This window comes from Sanguibacter keddieii DSM 10542 (assembly GCF_000024925.1).
Lineage (GTDB): Bacteria > Actinomycetota > Actinomycetes > Actinomycetales > Cellulomonadaceae > Sanguibacter > Sanguibacter keddieii.
Genome location: NC_013521.1, coordinates 195856 through 212600 on the forward strand (window position 1 = coordinate 195856; position 16745 = coordinate 212600).

The 16745-nt window shown below is 71.8% G+C and carries 14 protein-coding genes and 1 tRNA gene; 8 read left to right on the top strand and 7 right to left on the bottom strand.

Annotated features, from left to right (window positions below; genetic code table 11):
* Positions 1-34 precede the first annotated feature (34 nt).
* Positions 35-1216, bottom strand: a complete 1182-nt coding sequence (locus tag SKED_RS00905; RefSeq protein ID WP_012865227.1) for an ROK family transcriptional regulator — start codon at positions 1214-1216, stop codon at positions 35-37.
* A gap of 156 nt (positions 1217-1372) precedes the next feature.
* Here SKED_RS00905 and SKED_RS00910 point away from each other — a divergent pair, with 156 nt between their 5' ends.
* The 4 genes from SKED_RS00910 (at position 1373) to SKED_RS00925 (ending at position 6333) form a co-directional block, all read left to right on the top strand.
* A complete protein-coding gene (locus SKED_RS00910; RefSeq protein WP_012865228.1) occupies positions 1373-2329 on the top strand; it encodes a carbohydrate ABC transporter permease in 957 nt (318 codons plus the stop codon).
* Positions 2326-3270 (top strand): carbohydrate ABC transporter permease, encoded by a 945-nt coding sequence (locus SKED_RS00915; RefSeq protein ID WP_012865229.1) that lies wholly within the window; start codon positions 2326-2328, stop codon positions 3268-3270. Before SKED_RS00910 ends, SKED_RS00915 begins: the two co-directional genes overlap by 4 nt.
* 54 nt (positions 3271-3324) lie before the next feature.
* Positions 3325-4653, top strand: a complete 1329-nt coding sequence (locus SKED_RS00920; RefSeq protein ID WP_012865230.1) for an ABC transporter substrate-binding protein — start codon at positions 3325-3327, stop codon at positions 4651-4653.
* A gap of 162 nt (positions 4654-4815) precedes the next feature.
* Entirely contained in the window at positions 4816-6333 is a 1518-nt protein-coding gene (locus tag SKED_RS00925; RefSeq protein ID WP_012865231.1) for a glycoside hydrolase family 36 protein, read from the top strand.
* 156 nt (positions 6334-6489) lie between these two features.
* Here SKED_RS00925 and SKED_RS00930 read toward each other — a convergent pair whose 3' ends face one another.
* The 6 genes from SKED_RS00930 to SKED_RS00955 all read right to left on the bottom strand — a co-directional run bounded on the left by SKED_RS00930 (position 6490) and on the right by SKED_RS00955 (position 12247).
* Complete coding sequence (locus tag SKED_RS00930; RefSeq protein ID WP_012865232.1) at positions 6490-7275, bottom strand: DeoR/GlpR family DNA-binding transcription regulator; 786 nt, start codon at positions 7273-7275, stop codon at positions 6490-6492.
* A 1-nt stretch (position 7276) separates the two neighbouring features.
* The gene (locus SKED_RS00935) at positions 7277-8488 is read right to left on the bottom strand and encodes an N-acetylglucosamine-6-phosphate deacetylase (protein ID WP_012865233.1); all 1212 of its coding nucleotides are present in this window, start codon (positions 8486-8488) and stop codon (positions 7277-7279) included.
* Entirely contained in the window at positions 8485-9351 is an 867-nt protein-coding gene (locus SKED_RS00940) for a class II fructose-bisphosphate aldolase (protein ID WP_012865234.1), read from the bottom strand. Before SKED_RS00940 ends, SKED_RS00935 begins: the two co-directional genes overlap by 4 nt.
* A gap of 77 nt (positions 9352-9428) precedes the next feature.
* Positions 9429-10397, bottom strand: a complete 969-nt coding sequence (locus SKED_RS00945) for a 1-phosphofructokinase family hexose kinase (RefSeq protein ID WP_012865235.1) — start codon at positions 10395-10397, stop codon at positions 9429-9431.
* Entirely contained in the window at positions 10394-11362 is a 969-nt protein-coding gene (locus SKED_RS00950; protein ID WP_012865236.1) for an ROK family protein, read from the bottom strand. Before SKED_RS00950 ends, SKED_RS00945 begins: the two co-directional genes overlap by 4 nt.
* A 9-nt stretch (positions 11363-11371) precedes the next feature.
* Positions 11372-12247 (bottom strand): SIS domain-containing protein, encoded by an 876-nt coding sequence (locus SKED_RS00955; RefSeq protein ID WP_012865237.1) that lies wholly within the window; start codon positions 12245-12247, stop codon positions 11372-11374.
* 308 nt (positions 12248-12555) lie between these two features.
* Between SKED_RS00955 and SKED_RS00960 the strand changes: the two genes are divergently transcribed.
* The 4 genes from SKED_RS00960 to SKED_RS00975 all read left to right on the top strand — a co-directional run bounded on the left by SKED_RS00960 (position 12556) and on the right by SKED_RS00975 (position 16742).
* Positions 12556-14292 (top strand): DUF4832 domain-containing protein, encoded by a 1737-nt coding sequence (locus SKED_RS00960; protein WP_012865238.1) that lies wholly within the window; start codon positions 12556-12558, stop codon positions 14290-14292.
* A gap of 246 nt (positions 14293-14538) precedes the next feature.
* Entirely contained in the window at positions 14539-15159 is a 621-nt protein-coding gene (locus SKED_RS00965; protein ID WP_012865239.1) for a hypothetical protein, read from the top strand.
* Between the two features lie 103 nt (positions 15160-15262).
* Complete coding sequence (locus SKED_RS00970; protein WP_012865240.1) at positions 15263-16525, top strand: threonine/serine exporter family protein; 1263 nt, start codon at positions 15263-15265, stop codon at positions 16523-16525.
* Positions 16526-16653: 128 nt separating this feature from the next.
* Positions 16654-16742: transfer RNA gene (locus SKED_RS00975), tRNA-Ser, on the top strand.
* Positions 16743-16745 lie beyond the last annotated feature (3 nt).

Sequence of the window (16745 nt, forward strand, 5' to 3'; positions counted from 1 at the left end):
CTCGGCGGCACCGCTCTCCGCGGTCGGGGTCGCGTCAGGTCGTGACAGGCTGCGCGAGGCTCTCGTCGGCGTCGGACGCCCGCGCTCTCGCCGGTCGGATCTCGCCCGTCAGGTGGGAGGACTCGACCTCGCTCATCGCCAGCCGGACCGCACCCCGCGCCACGTGGTCGCCACCCAGGGTCGACACGCGCACGTCGGGCATGCGGATGACGCTGCGGCCGACCATGGCCGAGAACTCCGGCACCCACAGCTCGGCCCAGGGTGTGCTGCCGCCGCCGAGCACGACGACCTCGGGGTCGAGGGTCAGCACGAGGGCGGACGCACCCGTCGCGACCGCTCGGGCGTACTCACGGACGAGCCGTCGCGCGCCGGGGTCGCCGCGGCGCGCGGTCTCGAAGGTGGTCGCGGCCGCCGTGGCGTCGACGTCGAGGTCGTCGTCTCCGGCGTGGTCCCCGCGCAGGATCCCGATCGCCTTCTTCCAGCGGACCACCGGGAGCCGGCCGATCTCTCCGGCGGCACCGGCGTGGCCCTTGACCAGCACGCCGTTGACGAAGGCCGCGGCCCCGGTCCGCAGGCCCGCGAGGATGTAGACGACGTCGTCGGCGCCCTGGGCCGCTCCCCACGCGTGCTCGGCGAGCAGGGCCAGCTTGACGTCGTTCTCGACGCGCACCGGGCACGGGAAGGTCGTGGCCAGGTGGCCGACCAGGTCGACGTCGGTCCAGCCTGGCAGCGGGCTGAAGAGCGAGGTGCGCCCTGTCGCGTCGACCGGCCCGGTCACCGCCGCGCCGACGGCCCACACGTCGTGCGGGCTCGCGCCGTGCTCGGCGAGGGCCTCGCCGAGGGTCCGGTCGATCGCCTCGAGCCGCTCGGGCGGGGCGAGCGCCGGGTCGACGGCGACCTGGTGCTCGACGAGCACGCCCCCGTCGAGGTCGGCCAGCAGCACGGAGATCCTGTGCACGCCGATGTCCAGACCCACCAGCAGCCCTGCCCTGCTCCTGAAGGCGAAGCGCTGGGGCGGACGGCCACCCTGCCCGTCGAGCACGGGCTCGACCACGTCGACCCAGCCGAGCCTGACGAGCTCGGAGACGAGGGAGTTGATGCTCGGGCGCGAGAGGCCCGTGGCGCGGGTGAGCTCGGACGTGGTCGACGGACCGCTCGACCTGATCGCACCCAGCGTGCGCTCGAGGTTGTACTCCCTGACCTGGATCGTCGCCATGTGTGTACCGCTCCTTCGACTCGTGGACTACCAGTACCACAAACGGAAGTGGCACACGTGACCCAGGTTACGTAAAGCCCTTGACAGGGTTCTAGCAAGTTCCTAGCCTAACCATCAGACCAGTGCAGGGGCACCACACAGCCCAGGAGGTTCTCAGTGACGAGACTGCTCGAGACGTCGGCCGATCCCGGTCGACGCAGAGACAGCGACGACGGGCCGTCAGGCCGCGCCGTGAAGAAGCCGATCCGGGACCGCAAGGAGGCCTGGGCGGCGGCCATCCTCCTCCTCCCGGCGCTCTTCGGGTTCGCGGTGTTCTGGATCTACCCGACGATCCGCGGCACCTACTACTCCATGACGGACTTCAACCTCCTCCGGGAGCCCGAGTTCATCGGCCTGGAGAACTTCCGGCAGATCGCCTCCGACCCCCAGGTGTGGAGCTCGCTGCGCATCACCGCCGTCTTCGCGATCGCGAACATCGTCCTCGTGATGGTGCTGGCCCTCGTGCTCGCCGCGCTCATGCAGCGGCTCAACCTCAAGACCTGGCTGCGGTCGGTCCTGCTGCTGCCGTGGCTGGTGCCCAACGTGGCCATCGCGCTCATCTGGGGCTGGCTGCTCGACGCCAACGTCGGCTACCTCAAGAACCTGCTCGACTCCGTCGGCATCGGGGGCGTGACCTTCTACAACCCGAAGGCCGCGCTGTGGATCATCGTCATGATCTCGGTCTGGTCCGGCCTCGGGTACACCGCGCTCCTGCTGTACGCCGGGATGCTCCAGGTCCCCGCCGAGCTCTACGAGGCCGGCTCGATCGACGGTGCGTCCGAGACCCGGATGTTCTTCGGGATCACGCTGCCGCTCATCCGACCGGTGATCGCCCTCGTGCTCGTGGTCTCGTTCATCGGGTCGTTCCAGGTGTTCGACCTCGTCCAGGTCGGGTACGGCAACAACCCGATCCCCGAGGTCCGGGTCATCTACTACTACATCTACCAGTTGGCCTTCTCGTTCCACCGCATGGGCTATGCCTCCGCGGTGTCGATCCTGCTCGTGGTGCTCCTGGGCGCCCTGACCTACGTGCAGCTGCGCATCATGCGCGCCAACCGATCGGACCTCGCATGACCACCACCACCGCGGCCCCCGCCGCCGTCAGCACACCCGTCCGCCAGCGGTCCCGGTTCGTCCCCCGCCGTCTCGCGCCCGGCAGGCTCGGCGCCTGGCTGGTCCTCGGGCTCGTCGTCGTGGCGACCGTGTTCCCGTTCTACTGGATGGTGCGGACGTCGCTCACCCCGACGGCGGACCTCATCGCCGACTCGGACAGGCTGTTCCCGACCGACCCGACGCTGGTCAACTTCCGGCGTGTGCTCGGCCTGACCACCACCGAGGAGGCGATCGCCGCAGGCGGCACCGGCGCCAGCATCAACTTCCTGCGCTACACGATGAACTCGTTCATCTTCGCCGGGTCGGTGGCCCTCACCCAGACGCTGTCCTGCGCCGCGGCGGCCTACGCCTTCGCCCGCCTCACCTTCCGTGGGCGCGACGGACTCTTCGTCCTGATCATCGCCGGGCTCATGATCCCGGGGATCTTCACCCTGCTGCCGAACTTCGCCCTCATGCGCGAGCTCGGCCTGCTCAACACGATGCTCGCCCTCGTGGCCCCGTCGCTGCTCGTCACACCCTTCGCGATCTTCTTCCTGCGGCAGTTCTTCCTCTCGCTGCCGCGCTCCGTCGAGGAGGCCGCGATGCTCGACGGCGTCGGACCGCTCGGCAGGTTCTGGCGCTTCGCGCTCCCCATGAGCCGAGGCCCCATCGCCACGATGATCCTCATCACCTTCGTCGGGATGTGGAAGGAGTACCTGTGGCCGCTGGTCGCCGGGAACTCCGAGAGCACCCGGGTGCTCACCGTCGGGCTCAGCGTGTTCCAGCAGCAGTCGCCGAACACCCGGCCCGACTGGACCGGCCTCATGGCCGGCTCGACCCTGTCGGTCATCCCGGTGCTCCTCATCCTCATCTTCCTCGGACGGCAGCTCGTGCAGTCCCTCAACTTCTCCGGCGGCAAGTAGCCCGCCCGAGCCGTTCCTCCCTGCCCCACGGCAGTCAGACAGAAAGGCACGACCATGAAGAAGCTCGCAGCACTCGTGGCGATCGGGGCAGCATCGGCGCTGACCCTCAGCGCCTGCTCTTCCGGCGGCAGCTCTGCCGACGGGGGTGACGTCACCCTCCAGTACTGGATGTGGGACGACCAGCAGGCACCGCTCTACCAGGCCTGCGCCGCGGCGTTCACCGAGGAGAACCCGAACATCACCGTCGAGATCACCCAGACGGGCTGGGCGCAGTACTGGCAGAACCTCAACACGCAGATCACGGCCGGCACCGCGCCCGACATCTTCGTCAACCAGATCTCCTACTACAAGGAGTTCGTGGACAACCAGCAGCTGCTCGACCTCTCCGAGTACGTCGACGCCTCCGACATCGACTTCGCGGACTACACCCCGGACCTCGCCGACCGCTGGGCCGAGGGCGACGCCCGCTACGGGCTCCCCAAGGACTGGGACACCGTGGGCCTGCTCTACAACGTGGCGGCGGCCGAGGAGGCCGGCTTCACGCCGGAGGACATGGCCGCGCTCACCTGGAACCCGACCGACGGCGGCACCTTCGGCGAGTTCGTGGCCGCGACGAGCGTCGACTCCGCCGGCCGCGACGGTCGCGACCCGGCCTTCGACAGCAGCGACGTCGTCCGCTACGGGTACTACCCGGAGTGGGCCGACGGAGCCATCGGCCAGAACGGGTGGGGAGTCTTCGCCCACGCCAACGGCTTCACCTTCGGGGACGGCACCTCGGCACCCGACTACGCCGACGCGTCCCTCGTCGAGACCGCCACCTGGCTGCAGTCCCTCATCGAGGACGGCTACGCCCCGAGCTTCGACTCGACGTCGACGCTCGGCACCCAGGCCGTGATGGAGAACGAGAACGCCGCCTCGACGATCCAGGGCTCGTGGATGGCGTCCTCCTACCTGGGTGAGGCTGCCCCGACGGAGTTCGCGTTCGCGGCGGTCCCCACCGGACCGGCGGGACGCTTCGCGTCGACCAACGGGCTCGCGGACTCCGTCTGGGCCGGGACGTCCCACCCCGACGAGGCCTACCAGTTCGTCGAGTACCTCGCCTCGGCCGAGTGCCAGGACAGCGTCGGCGAGGCCGGCCTGATCTTCCCGGCACTGTCCTCGGCGACCCAGGTCGCCCTCGAGGCTCGCGAGGCCCTCGGCTACGACTCGACCGCCTTCGTGTCGGTCGCCGACGCCGGCGACACCTTCCTCGTGCCCGTCATCGAGCGCTCCGCCGAGGTCAACACGGCCGTGCAGGACGCCATGCAGTCGATCGCTCAGGGGACCGACGCCCAGACCGCGCTCGACACCGCGGCCGCCACGGTCGAGTCCTACTACGAGTGACGCCGTCCCCGTCCGGCGACGACCGGGCCGCTGACCGGCCGCCGGTCAGCAGCTGACCAGCAGAACGACCACCACCCAGCAGGACGAGCCCAGCCTCGTCCCGACCCAGGCGACGGGAGCGGTGCACCCCACCGCTCCCGTCGTCGTGCGAAGGACCTTGCCATGTCGATCCAGAGCCCTCCCCGTCTCCCTCTCACCCTCCACGGGGGTGAGGTGGGCGGCAGCCCGACCTGGGCGAGCGCACCGACCGGTGCGGACGCCCCGACCGAGACCTTCTTCACCGCCTCCCGGGCGGCGTTCCTGCACGGCCGCACCGAGGGCGACGTGTACCGCAACGGGCACAACTCCTGGTCTCCGTCCGGGTGGCGCGCGATCGCCGACGCGCCCCTGCGCGTCGCCAACCCCGTCCGCCGCCAGACAGCCGACGACACCCGCTGGGACGACCCCGCCCGGCACCACTCGTCCTGGATGATCGCCGTGGCGTCCGAGCAGGGCACCCTGCTGCTCGGCTGCCTCGACGGCGAGACCCCGCGCCTGCACGCCGACACCGACCTCGTCAGCGCCTGGACCGAGACCGGCAGGTCGGCGTCCTGGGTGCTCCTCGAGGGCGACGAGCTCGCCGTCTTCGCGCGGTACCGCGACCTCCTCGTCGAGCGCCACGGCAGCCTCTCGCAGGCACCCGGCGCCGTCTGGTCCTCCTGGTACTCCTACTACGAGACCATCTCGCGCGCGGACCTCGACGAGGTCGTGCCCCAGCTCCCGGGCCTCGGCTTCGACACCGTGCAGGTGGACGACGGCTGGGAGCGCCTGGTCGGCGACTGGCACCCGAACGACAAGTTCTCCGCCGGCATGAAGGACACCGTCAGCCTCATCAGCGACCACGGCATGCGGGCAGGGCTGTGGATCGCGCCGTTCATCACGCTCCCGGACGCCGAGGTGGTGCAGAAGAACCCGCAGATGCTGCTGCGGGACGCGTCGGGCTCCCTGGTCCACGCCGGCACCAACTGGGGCAGCCACTACTACACCTTCGACTTCACGCGTCCCGACGCCCAGGGCTTCCTCGTCGACACCGTGAGCCGCGCGGTCCACGACTGGGGCTTCAGCTACCTCAAGCTCGACTTCATCAACGCCGGGACCGTCGATGGCGTGCGGTCCCAGGACGTCGACCGCGAGCAGGCGTACCGCACGGCGATCGAGACGATCCGCGCCGCGGTCGGTCCCGACACCTACCTCCTGGGCTCCGGGGCGCCCATCTTCTCGTCGTTGGGCGTGCTCAACGCCGTGCGGACCGGCCCGGACGTCGCGCCCATGTGGGACAACTACGCGACGGACGACCCGTCGGACGCCACCGCCCACAACGCCCTCTCCAACGCGGTGAGCCGCCTGTGGATGCGCGGCCTCGTCGGCCTGGACCCGGACGTCGTGTACTTCCGGCACCGCAGGAACCTGCTGAGCGACCAGCAGATGCAGTGGCTCAAGGACTGCGCGACGCTCTCGGGCTTCCCCGCGGTGTCCGACCCGCCCGCGTGGATCGACGCCGAGGACCACGACGAGCTGCGCACGTTCCTCACCACGTCGCCGGCGACCGAGCAGGTAGGACGGTACAGGTTCCGCATCGAGGACCGCGAGGTCGACTTCGGCCCGGTGTTCGACGACTCGGACAGCTTCTACCCGCTGTGAGCCCTGCCTCGCGGTGACCGGCGGCCGGGTGGGGTGCACGCGCCTCTCCCGGCCCGCCACGAGGTAGGTCCGACGACACCACGTAGAGGTCGGACGACACCAGGTGGCAGGCCCGACGACCGGGCCGTCCACGCCGCGTGCTCAGGCACGGTCGTGTCAGCCGACGACGACGTCCAGGCCACGGCCGCGGAGCACGTCGAGGGTGCTCTCGTCGGTGCCGGAGTCGGTGATGACGCCCTGGACGTCGTCCAGCCCGCAGATGCGGGCGAAGGCCGTCGCCGAGAACTTGTCCGAGTCCGCGACGACGTAGGTGCGCCGTGCGAGCGACACGAGGGCCGCGTTCACGGCCGCCTCGCCCTCGTGGTGCGTGAAGAGGCCGTGCTCCAGGTCGACCGCGCTCACCCCGAGGAACAACGTGTCGATGTTGATCTCCGGCAGCATGAGCGACGCGAGGGGACCGACGAGCTCGTACGACCGTGCGCGGGCGACGCCGCCCGTCACGACGATGCGCAGGTTCTGGCGGACGATGAGGTCGTTCGCGATGTTCACGGCGTTCGTCACCACGGTCGTGACCGAGCCGGAGAACCGCTCGTCGCCCGAGGTCGCGACACCGACCTCGTAGGCGGCGACGGTGGTGGTGGTCCCACCGTTGAAGGCGATGACCTCACCCGGCGTGACCATCGCGGCGACCGCTGCGCCGATGGAGTTCTTCTCCTGCGAGCGGCGCACCGTGCGGTACCGCATGGGCAGGTCGCCGGAGATGCTGTTGACCGTCGCCCCGCCACGCGTGCGGCTGACCAGCTGCTGCTCCGCCAGGGTGTCGAGGTCGCGCCGGGCGGTGGCGGGGGAGACCTGGAAGGTCTCGACGACCTCCTCCACGTGGACCGAGCCGTTGGCGACGATGTGGTCGACGAGCCGGGACAGACGTTCCTCGCGCTCCATCTCACTCCTCGTTCGGGGCACCGGGCAGGGATCGCCCATTGAACCACACGGTGTCGACGCGCAGCCGCGCGTCGAGCAGCACGGCGTCGGACCGCGAGCCGACCCGGAGGACCCCCAGGTCAGGCCGTCCGACGGCGCGGGCCGGGACGTCGGTCACGGCACCGACGGCCTGCCCGAGGGGGAGCCCGACGTCCTGCACCGCCCGGCGGAGCGCGGCGTCGAGCGTGAGCGTCGAACCGGCCAGCGAGCCGCCCTCCACGAGCCGTGCCACGCCGCCGGCGACGCGGACGTCCATCGACCCCAGACGGTACGTGCCGTCGCCCTGCCCGGTGGCCGCTCCGGCGTCCGTCACCAGCGCGACGCGGCCCGGGGCTTGAGCGGCGAGGAGCGCCACCATCGCCGGGTGGACGTGGACGCCGTCGTTCACCACCTCGAGCGTCACCCGGTCGTCGGCCAGCGCGGCCGCCACCGGGCCCGGCGCGCGGTGGTGCAGCCCAGGCATCCCGTTGAGGGCGTGGGTGAGGACCCGCGCGCCCGCGTCGAAGGCGCGCTGCGTCGTCTCGAGGTCTGCGCCGGTGTGACCCACCGCGGGCACGACCCGTGCGTCGACGAGGGCCCTGATGGCCTCGGTGGCCCCGGGGAGCTCGGGGGCGAGGGTCACCTGGACGAGCGTGCCGTCCGCGACCGCGAGGAGACGGGCCACGTCGGCCGCCGACGGCGTCCGCAGCAGGCGGGTGTCGTGGGCGCCGCAGTGCGACAGCGCGAGCCAGGGGCCCTCGAGGTGAGAGCCCAGCACACCGCTGCCGGGGGTCCGGGTGAGCTCGGCGACGAGCGCCAGGCGGTCGGCCAGCGCGTCGAGCGGTGCCGTGGCGAGGGACAGCACCTGGTGCGTGCTGCCGTGCGACCGGTGGTGCTCGACCGCGCGGAGCACCTCCGTCGGACCGGCGGGCTGCTCGTACCCCACGCCGAGGGCTCCGTGACCGTGCACGTCGACGAACCCGGGCACCAGGACCTTCCCGGTCCCGTCGACGACGGTGGTGCCGGGAGGTGCCGGGGTCGGACCGTCGGCGCTCCCGTCGACGTCGACCCGTGCTCTCCAGGTGGTCCCCTGACCGACGGCCGCGACCTGCGGACCGTCGAGCAGGACCCACGCGTCGGGTGTCTCGGTGCCGTGGCTGACGAGGAGCACGGAGTGCACGAGCGTGGTGGTCATCGGCCGACGGGTGCGCCCTCGTCGAGCTCGAGCGAGAAGAGGCGCAGGAGCCGGGCGGCCTCGGCGATCATCGCCTCGCGCCCCGGGCCGATGTACTTGCGAGAGTCCACGACGGCCGGGTTGGCGCCGAGGAACTCTCGGACCGCCGCGGTGAACGTGCTGTTGAGGTGCGTCGAGACGTTGACCTTGACGATGCCGGCGCGGATGGCCTCCTGCATGGTGCGGTCGTCGACCCCCGACGAGCCGTGCAGCACGAGGGGCACGGGCACGGCGTCCCGGAGCCGCGCGACGAGGTCGAGGTCGAGCACCGCCTCTCGGGTCGTCATGGCGTGCGACGACCCGACGGCGACGGCGAGCGCGTCGACTCCGGTGGTCGCCACGAACTCGGCGGCCTCGGCCGGGTCGGTCCGGACACCCGGGGCGTGCGCGCCGTCCTTGCCGCCGATCTCCCCGAGCTCTGCCTCGACGAACACGTCTCTGGTCCGGGCGTGCGCGACGACGCGGCGCGTGGCGGCGATGTTGTCCTCCCACGGGAGGGCTGCGCCGTCGTACATGACCGAGGAGTACCCGAGGTCGACGGCGGCGAGGGCGAGCGCCTCGTCCTCGGCGTGGTCCAGGTGCAGCGAGACGGGGACGTCGGAGCTCTCGGCGAGCGTGGCCGCGGCGCGGGTCAGCGGCTCGAGGTGACCGCCGTGGAAGGAGACGCAGTTCTGCGAGACCTGGAGGATCACGGGTCGGCCGGCGCGCTCCGCGGCGCGCACCAGCGCCTCGGCGGTCTCGAGGTGGAGCACGTTGAGGGCACCGACGCCGTGCCCGAGGCGGGCGGCCTCGCTCACGAGGTACCGGGTGGTCACGAGAGGCATGGGGATCCGTTCGTCGAAGGATGGACGGGGAGCGATGAGCAGGCAGGAGAAGAGCAGAGAGCAGAGGAGGAGAGGGGTCAGGGGACCGGGCGTGCGTCCGGCGGACCGCTGGTCGCCGGTCGCGCGCCGAGCACGACGTCGTGCTCGAGCGCGGCAGGGTCGCCGCCGAGCGAGCCGGCCCACGGGCTGAGGACCGCCGCGGCGGACCAGGCGACAGCGCGTCGCGCGACGGCGGTGAGGTCCTCGTGGTCGAGGGAGGCCACGTCCCTCCCTCGGACCAGGCTCGCGACGGCGGCCACGGCTGCGTCGCCAGCACCCGTCGGGTTGCCGTGCAGCGGGGCGGGGAGGCGCGCGTGGACGGGGTCGCCGTGCACCGGGACGAGCAGCATCCCGTCTGCGCCGAGCGAGACGACGACGAGCCGGGCCCCTCGACGCTGCAGCGCGCGGGCGCCGTCGAGCGGGTCGACCTCGCCGAGCGCGGCGACGAGCTCGTCCCGGTTCGGCTTGAGGACGTCCGCTCCGGCGTCGGCGGCTGCGAGCAGGTGGGCGCCGGCGACGTCGAGCACCACCGGGACCCCGGCGGCGCGGCCGAGGACGGTCAGCGCCTGGAGCGTGCCGGTCGGCGCCCCGGGCGGCAGCGACCCGGACGCGACGAGGACGTCGGCCCGGCGCACCGGACCGTGGAGCGCGGTGAGCAGGTCGTCCCACTCGCGGGCGCCGCGGGCGGAGCCGGACTCGTTGAGCATCGAGGTGGTGTCCTCACCGGTCTCGACGATCGCGTACGAGTGCCGGGTGGGGGCCTCGCACACGACGAGCGTGTGCGGGACGGTGGCGAGGTCGGCACGGAACCAGGCCTCGTCGTCGCGCCCGACGGGCAGCACCGCGTGGGTCGGTACGCCCTGCTGGGCCAGGACCCGGGAGACGTTCACGCCCTTGCCCCCGGCCCGGCGCAGCGCGGTCTCAATGGACCGGCTCGCCCCGCGGTCGACGTGCTCGGTGACGAGCGTGACGTCGACCGCGGGGTTCGGCGTGAGGGTGAGGATCATCGCGAGGTCTGCGCAGCGCCCGTCGGGGCGAGGGCGTCGCGGGCCGCGAGGGCCGCGCCGACCAGCCCGGCGTCCTCGCCGAGGTGGGCCCGCACGAGCGGCGGGACGGGTCCGTACCGCACCAGGCGCTCGAGCCGCTCGGCGAGCGGGACGAGCAGCGCGTCGCCGGCCTCCGAGAGACCGCCGGCGATGACCACCACGTCCGGGACGAGCAGGGTGACCGCGTGCGAGAGCCCGAGGGCGAGCGCGTCGAAGGCCGAGTCGCGCACGGCGACCGCGACGGGGTCGCCGGCTGCGGCGAGCGCGAGGACCTCCTTCGCGCCGTCGACCTGCGTCCCGGCGTCACGCTCGTAGCGGCGGCGGATGGCACCGGCCGAGGCCGTCGCCTCCAGGCACCCCCGGTTCCCGCAGACGCAGGGCTCGCCGCCGGGCTCGACGACGGCGTGACCGATCTCGCCGGCGTAGCCGCGGCCGACGTGCAGCCGGCCGTCGACCTGGACCGAGGTGGCGATGCCGGTGCCGATCGCGAGCACCAGGGCCGTCGAGGCACCCTGAGCCGCACCGAGGCGCGTCTCTGCGGCGCCGGCAGCCCGGACGTCGTGGGCGACGGCGACCGGGATGTCGAGAGTCTGGGCGAAGGCCGCCCGGAAGTCGACGTCGTGCCACTCGAGGTTCTCGGAGTACACCCCGAGCGCCTGGTCCTCGACGACGACACCGGGCAGCGCGATGCCGAGACCGGCCGGGCTGACGCCGAGCCGCTCCGACTCCTCGCGGACGAGGTCGGTGGCGATGCGCACGACCTCGTCGGCGCTGCCGGGGCCCGGCGGCGGGCTGGGGACACGGCGCGGGGCGGTCATGGCGCCCGTCGGGCCGACGCCGGAGACCTTCATGGTCGTGCCGCCGACGTCGATGGCGACGACGGGGAGGCCGTCGCCGAGGCTGGGGAGAGCGTCTCGCTGGGTCATGGCTGCTCCTTACAGGATCACGGCGCGCGTGAGGGAGCGCGGCCGGTCGGGGTCGAGGCCACGGTGCTCGGCCACGGCGACCGCGAAGCGCTGGGCGACGACGAGCGCGGCCAGCGGGTCGAGGTCGTGGTGCACGTGGAGCGCGCCGGTGGCGGCGATGTCGTCGGGCAGCCCCTCCGGCACCTCGCCGAAGGTCCAGACGGCGCGTCCGGGCTCGGCGATCGCGATGGGGCCGTGCCGGTAGTCCATGGCGGGGTAGCTCTCGGCCCAGAACTGGCCGGCCTCGCGCGTCTTGAGGGCGGCCTCGTTGGCCAGGCCGACGGTCCAGCCGCGCCCGAGGAAGGTGACCTGCTCGAGGTCGACGAGCTGCTCGACGTCGACCTCGAGGGCCTTCTCGGCGTCGACCGCTGCGGCCTCGACGTCCTGGCCGAGGTGCGCTCGCAGGAGGGCGAGCGCGGTCGTGGCGAAGCGGGTCTGCACGACGGACTGCTCGTCGGCGAAGGCCAGGCCGACGGTCACGTCGGCGGCCTCGGCGCAGGGCGAGTCCTCGACGGCTGTCACGAGCACGGTCGGGACGTGCGTGACCTGTCCGAGGAGCTCACGGATCTCGGTCGTGGTGCCGGAGCGGGAGATCGCGAGCACGCGGTCGTAGGTCCGCAGCACCGGGTACTCCGACCCGGCGAAGGCGTCGGTGGTGCCGTGCCCGGCCTCTTCGCGCAGGACCGCGTAGGCCTGGGCGACGAACCAGCTGGTGCCGCAGCCGACGACGGCGATGCGCTCACCGCGCTGCGGGAGGCGGTCGGCGACCTCGGGCAGCAGCCCGGCGGCCCGTCGCCAGTTCTCTGGCTGCGAAGCGATCTCGTCGTGCACGTACGTCGCCGTCATGGGGCGCCTCACTGTTCTGTCAGAGCGGGTGCACCCTCGTCGGTGCGCGTTAGTGATCACGATACCCGTCAACGCGTCAGAATCAATCACTCCTGCTCGCGACATCGGGATGCTGCACAGATGTGACAGCGAACACATGCATTTATGTGAAGGGTCTTGCATAACCATGCTCCTGCTGCTGTGATGGACGCGACGGCAGCACCGACAGCCGTCTGGAGCACCGTCGGCCCGCGCACCTGTCAGACTGCGACGCACAGGCGCGTCGCAGCACGGTCGAACGGGCCGGCCGACCCTGGAGGACAGTGCAGATGACCATCGACAGACCAGCGACACGACACCGGGCACGAGGCGCGGCAGCAGCCGCTCTGACCGTCGCCCTCGGCCTGCTCGGCACCTCGGCCGTCGCCGCCACGGGCCCGGCGCCCGCGCCCGGCACAGCGGGTGCGACGGGCACGGCGACGGCGACCTACGAGCTCGCGGCGACCCCCGCCCTCGCCACCAACCCGCTCAAGGGGTTCCTGCCCTTCGCGCCCGAGCCGGGGCAGTCCTCCGGGTTCGCGGACCCTGACTTCCCGCACTCGATGGAGTGGTTCTACCTGCCCGTCGACTCCGTCGTGACCGGGGACGGCACCTACGACTGGACCGCCGTCGAGTCACGACTCGACGCGATCGCCGAGCGTGGTCACCAGTCGGTCTTCCGGTTCTACCTCGACTACCCCGGCCAGGACTCCGGTGTCCCGGACTACCTGCTCGGCCCCGACGGCATCAGCCAGGACCGCGCGTACGACTTCTTCGACAACGACGGCCGCAGCTTCTCGCCCGACTACGACGACCCGCGCGTCGTCGACATGATCGTCGACTTCGTCACCGCCTTCGGTCAGGAGTACGACGGCGACCCGCGCGTCGGCTACGTCACCGCCGGGCTCATCGGGTTCTGGGGCGAGGACCACACCTACCCGGTCGACGGCGTCGTCTCCGACGAGAACCCCACCGGCGAGGACTGGATGCCGAGCCAGGCGACCCGCGAGACGATCTGGGAGGCCTGGGACGCCGCGCTCGACGACACCTGGCTGCTGGCCCGCTACCCGTCGCAGGCGGTCAAGGGCCACGGCTTCGGGCTGCACGACGACTCCTTCGCCTACGCCACCCTCCCCACGACCGACTGGCACTTCCTCACCAAGGTGATCGAGGAGGGTATGCAGGACGCCTGGCAGCAGGCGCCGATCGGCGGCGAGCTCTACCCGCCGCTGCAGAACTGCCTCTTCGACGACCCGCTCTCCTGCCCGGACGCAGCCGCCGAGATCCCCCAGGGCCGCGACTACAACTTCGCCGACTCGGTCACCCAGACGCACATCAGCTGGATGATGAACCACCAGGCCTGGTCGACCGGGTACACCGGGGCGACCCGCGAGAGTGCGGTCGCAGCGGCCGCCTCGCTCGGGTACGACCTGACGGCGACGCAGGCCACGGTGACGAGCGACGGGACCACCGTCGACGTGGCGCTCGACCTCACGAACCGCGGTGTCGCACCGTTCTACTACGACTGGCCCGCCTCCATGGTCGTCCTCGACGCCCAGGGGGCCGTGCTCGCCGAGGCGCCCGTCGCGGCGAACCTGCCGGGCCTCCAGCCGGGGCAGACCTCGACCGTCTCCGCGACGCTCACCGCCGGTGACGTCGACCTCACCGGGGCGACGGTCGCCTTCGCCGTCCCGAACGTCATGGACGGCGGCCTGCCGCTGCGCTTCGCGAACGAGACCCAGGACGCGGACGCCGAGGGCTACCTCTCGCTCGGCGCCGTGCCCGCGGTCGCGGCGCCCGTCGCGCCGGAGCCTGTCGTGCCGGCCGACCCCGCACCGCAGGCCCAGGTCCCGGTGGTGTCGGGTGCTGCGGTCGTCCCGGCGGCTGCCGGACCGCGCGCGTCGCAGAGCGGTGACCTCGCCGCCACCGGGGCGTCCTCGACGAGCCTCGGTCTGGCCGCGGCAGGTGCTGTCGCGCTCGGCGGCGCTGTGCTCGTGCTGCGACGCCGGACGCTGTCCGGCCGATGAGCCAGAGGTGGGTGACCCAGGGGTAGCCCACCTCTGGGTCACCCGCCCGGAGCAGAGTTTCGTTAGGTGGTGGCGAGTCGCAGGCTCTGCTCTTGCTCTGCCCACCTCGGAGCTGGGCGATGTCCTGCACTTCTGACCTGCTCACTCCGAACCTACTCTTAAGTGGATGGGCCTGGTCCGGAACTCTTAAGAGTGGACCTTCGAGTAGCGCCTAGCCGGTATCGAGCATGCCCGTAGGCTCGGGCTGTGACGGAACTTCCACGCGGTCCGATCGGGCCGGTCCCGCCAGCGCGGCCTCTGGTCGGGGACGAGCCGGTGGTCGGTCTCGACGAGACGACGGTCCTCGACTTCTGGCGCTGGGGCATGTCCGAGCTGCGGACGAACACGCTGCGAGGGGTCATGGCCGAGTTCATCGTGAGCAAGGCGGTCGGCGCGACGGCTCTTGGGCGGGTCGAGTGGGACCCGTACGACGTCGTCACACCCGATGGGGTGCGGCTCGAGGTCAAGTGCGGCGCGTACCTGCAGTCGTGGTCGCAGCAGCGGCTCTCCCGGATCGTCTTCAGCGGGCTCAGTGCTCGGATGCTGGACGAGTCCGTCGGGACGTACGTCGGGGAGCGTGGGTACAACGCCGACGTGTACGTCTTCGCCGTGCAGACAGCCACCTCGCACGACGTCTTCGACGTGCTCGACACGAGGCAGTGGGAGTTCTACGTCGTCTCGCGCAGCAGGGTCGAGGCGACGGGGTGCCGCAGCCTGAGCCTGGCCACGGTGCGCACGCTGACGCCAGGCCCGGTCGTCGTCGAGGGGCTTGCCGCCGAGGTGGTCCGGGTGCACGAAGACGCACAGCCGGTTGGTGGGGCGGGCTGACCCCCGCGCGGTGGCGTGACCCCCGCCACCCACCGGTCGAGACGGGACCCACGTCCCGCACCGTCGGCGGCTGACGCGGGATGATGACACCGTGACTCCTCCGGTGCCCCTAGAAGACGAGCTCGAACCTGTCGGACTCATCCGGCAGTCCGGTGTCGTGCTGCGTGTCGGCCGGATGCTGCTCGCGTCGGGCGGGGGCAGCTACCGGGTGCGCATCGCGATGGCTCAGGTGGGCCGGGCGCTCGGGCTCGACGGCGTCGAGGCGCAGGTGACGGTCAACGAGATCGTCGCGACGTCGCGGCGTGGTCCGATCTTCCGGACCGAGGTGACGCGCAGCCCGACCATCGGGGTGAACGCGAACCGCATGGTCCAGCTCGAGCGGCTGTGCTCCTCCCTCGAGCCGGGGGTGAGCGCGGAGGACGTCGACGCACGGCTCGACGAGATCGAGCAGACCCCCCTGCGCTACGGGGCGGCCGCGAACGCCTTCTTCACCGGCGTCGCCTGCGCAGCCTTCGCGTTCCTCAACAACGGCGGTCTGGTCGAGGTCCTCGTGGTCCTGGTCGGGGCGGCGCTCGGGCAGCTCACGCGGCGTCTCATGATCCACCGCGGCTTCAACCAGCTGGGCGTGACGATGGTCGCCGCGGCCGTGGCGAGCGTCGTGTACCTGGGGATCGTCAACCTGCTGTTCGTCGCGGGAGCCGTCGACTCGATCCACGAGAGCGGGTACGTCTCGGCGGTGCTGTTCCTCGTGCCGGGCTTCCCGCTCATCACGGCGGCGCTCGACCTCTCGCGCCTGGACTTCACGGCGGGCGTCTCGCGGCTCACCTACGCGCTGACCATCATGATGTCGGCCGCCCTGAGCGTGTGGGGTGTCTCGGCGGTCATGGGTCTCACGCCGAACCCCACCGGCCCGCTCGACCTCGGCGACGGCCAGATGCTCGCGCTGCGCCTGGTCGCGAGCGCCCTCGGGGTGCTCGGCTTCGCCGTCCTGTTCAACAGTCCGTGGCGGGTGGTCCTCGCGGCCGCCGGCATCGGGATGGTCGCGAACGTCATCCGGCTCGAGCTCCTCGACGCCGGCGTCATCGCCCAGGGAGCAGCCGCGGCCGCAGGACTGGTGGTCGGCGTCGCCGCGAACGTCGTGGCCCCGCGGATGCGCGTCCCGCGGCTCACGCTCTGCGTGCCGGCGGTCGTCATCATGGTGCCGGGGGCGTCGGCCTACCGGGCCGTGTACTTCCTCAACGCCGGGCAGACGGTCGACGCGCTGGCCTTCGGGGTCCAGGCGTCCTTCGTGGTGATCGCCCTCGCGATCGGGCTGACCGTGGCACGGACGGTCACGGACACGAGCTGGGGGAGGGCACCACGGTGAGGGCGCCGCGGAGAGGGTACCTGGCTCACCCGCCGACGTTTTGCTCCCGGGCGCCTCGGCCAGGTAGCCTGGCACAGCCCGCAGAGGATCACGTGCTCAGCGGGCACTGCGCCGAGGTGACTCGGTGAGGAGACGTCGCATAGCCAGGTCTAGTGCGCCACCCTGCTAAGGTGGTAACGGGGCAACCCGTTCGAGGGTTCGAATCCCTCCGTCTCCGCCC